At 57.4% G+C, this 2,303-nt stretch carries 3 protein-coding genes and 1 pseudogene; 2 read left to right on the forward strand and 2 right to left on the reverse strand.

The annotated features are described in order from the left end of the window. Nucleotides 1-617 precede the first annotated feature (617 nt). Complete coding sequence (locus tag EN749_RS34320; RefSeq protein WP_128364840.1) at nt 618-875, reverse strand: hypothetical protein; 258 nt, start codon at nt 873-875, stop codon at nt 618-620. Nucleotides 876-918: 43 nt separating this feature from the next. Then, nucleotides 919-1,095, reverse strand: a complete 177-nt coding sequence (locus EN749_RS37975; protein ID WP_189367916.1) for a hypothetical protein — start codon at nt 1,093-1,095, stop codon at nt 919-921. Nucleotides 1,096-1,179: 84 nt separating this feature from the next. Here EN749_RS37975 and EN749_RS34325 point away from each other — a divergent pair, with 84 nt between their 5' ends. Both EN749_RS34325 and EN749_RS34330 read left to right on the forward strand, forming a co-directional pair. Continuing rightward, complete coding sequence (locus tag EN749_RS34325; RefSeq protein ID WP_128364841.1) at nt 1,180-1,407, forward strand: hypothetical protein; 228 nt, start codon at nt 1,180-1,182, stop codon at nt 1,405-1,407. A 699-nt stretch (nt 1,408-2,106) separates the two neighbouring features. Further along, a pseudogene (locus tag EN749_RS34330) lies at nt 2,107-2,303 on the forward strand (hypothetical protein); the annotation flags it as partial.

Consider the following 2,303-nt stretch of genomic DNA (forward strand, 5'->3'; position numbering starts at 1 on the left):
CATCAACAGCCGCGGCGGAACTGATCGTGGAGCGAATGCTCGCCGCCATACGCAATTCAGGACCTCTGTGGATCGACGGGACGGACTTCCGTTGCACCGACGAGCCGAAGAATTGAGTTTCCGTCGCCGAGCGTGACGGAATGATAGAAGCCAGTGACCTGTGGGATGTCACAACCAGATGCTTCCGAACACTCCTCGAATGGCAAGCGGCATGATGATGCCTTTGAGGGACGCCCGAAAGGGCCAGGGACTGGCAGCGGCGACCGGTAGTTAGAAGGCAGTGCTTTACTGCACTTCGCCCGTGGTCTTGCCCGTCAGTCCCTTTTCATTGTTGCCTGTCGCTCTGGCCCATCAAGGGTACCCTTCGGCTACGCCCTTGACTGGCTATCGCTTGCGGCAACTTCGCAGGGAAGATGGTCGGCTAGGTTTGGTCAGGCTACCTCTTCACGCTTCACCTTTTCCACAATCAGGCAGACCATGCCGTCGTCCCTCGTGATGATCTCGATCTCGCAAGTGTCCAGCCCCAGATCTGCCGCTATGAATCTCGCAGAATCTCAATGGGTGACCGAAGTTGCCGAGCATAAGATCGGCAACCATTTCGGCCAACTCTGCCTCGGTCAAGACCGCACCCACTGGACATTGTCGTAGAAGGGGTTGCGCTCCAGTGGTACACCGCGCTCACGATGCGGACGCTGCTTTTTCACCGGGACTGCGAACACGGGCGCATCGCCAGCACTAACGTTGACCAGCAACTTCGCCTCTCGCTGCGCGACTTGGCGCGGCGTCTTACGCTCACGGGTGGCGGCACGGTCGACAGCGGCGGCAGTCATAACGTCGTCGCCGTGTTGGTCGACTATTTTCCACTGGGCGTTCATCCGGACACCGTGAGAACTAGGTTGTAGACCTTCGAGCCGTCGGTCAGCGTCTGCTCGACCATCTTAACGCCGCCGAATGGTTTCCATGCTCGTCCTCGACGTAGACCGTCGACAGGTCGATGCCTTCGAAACTCTCGCAGTCCTGCAAGACTTCCATCAGCGTGAGGGCCTCCTCAACGAGGGTCTTCTTTTCAATGACGGCGTTTGTGTTGGCATTCATCTTGCTCTCCATTCGTGTATATGATTGAAAGAGATAACGTGTATATGATAAACGGTCAATATCATATATACGAAAAGGTGGCGCTTGACCGAATATCATATACATGACACGCCTGCCCGCGTGGGACGAAAGAAGCAATGGACCGAACGAATCCAGCTACCGTTGGCCGAAGGCACGACGGCGAAGATCGATTCTCTTCTCGAGAAGGGCGAGGTCAGACTGGACGTGGTCCGTGAGGCGATCGACCGCGAGATCGTCCGGCGTCAGCGAGATCGGAAGCGTCTCAAAGAGGATGACACGGGGGCCAAATAAATAGAGAAGGGCCGCCCACAGCAGTAAATGCTCGCCGGCGCCGGTAGTGCCGTGTTTCGCAGTCGCCTCGAGGTCTTGGGGCGGCGTCACGTTTCCCGAAGCTGACATGGCCGGGAAAGCAGTTTCACGGTCGAGCGCAGTGATCTCGGCGAAGGTTGGCGTGGACGCTGTAGCCGGCTAGCTTGTCCGCGGAGTTAGGGAGAGAGCCGGCAGCCAGCGCCACCCGTTCGTCGGGACGGTCGTGGAACTGGATGTAGAGGAGAGAGGTCTCCGGAGCTCCTGCTTCCCAAGGGCACGGGATCGTAGGACCAGCTCTCGACGATCTACGCGCCCCGAACGCGACCGCGCCTCCAACGGCCCACGCTCGCCGCTTACCTGCTGCAAATTGCCATGCTTAGCGGCCCTCGCCCTCAGCGGGTTCTAAGCCGCGGAACGTCTGGAATGACATCGCGAAGGAATCATAACCGACAGCCTCGATGGCGTCGAAAACCAACAACTGCTATCGGGTTTGTCAAGTTCGCTACACGACCCGCGCTAGAACGGATGTCCTGCTGTACGCAATTTAACCATTGAAAGCTTTGCGGATAAATTGTGCCGACGCTCTATGGGCGCAGTTAACACGATTGTTGAAGCTCCAAGTCACGACCTCGACAAAGACTAGAGGTATTTGAAATGGGGCATCGGACAGCGGAACCCCCATTGGACGAGAAGTTGACATTGAAGACGATGAAGGAAAAGGACATCGCGGCGTTCGTGCAAGCAGTTGTCGATATTGGCTGCGAGATACACGCGATTGGCCACTGGGGATACGTCTTTGGTGATGGCGATTTAACGCCTGCACAACAGAGGGCCATCGTGCCACAGCTGCGTTGGATTGCCGAGACCTACGGCAAACG

This window comes from Mesorhizobium sp. M7A.F.Ca.ET.027.02.1.1 (genome assembly GCF_004022985.1).
GTDB lineage: Bacteria > Pseudomonadota > Alphaproteobacteria > Rhizobiales > Rhizobiaceae > Mesorhizobium.

What these genes read in the sequence shown, in the direction of transcription:
- EN749_RS37975 (WP_189367916.1), bottom strand. Translation starts at nt 1,095, where the DNA reads ATGAATGCCAACACAAACGCCGTCATTGAAAAGAAGACCCTCGTTGAG.
- EN749_RS34320 (WP_128364840.1), bottom strand. Translation starts at nt 875, where the DNA reads ATGAACGCCCAGTGGAAAATAGTCGACCAACACGGCGACGACGTTATG.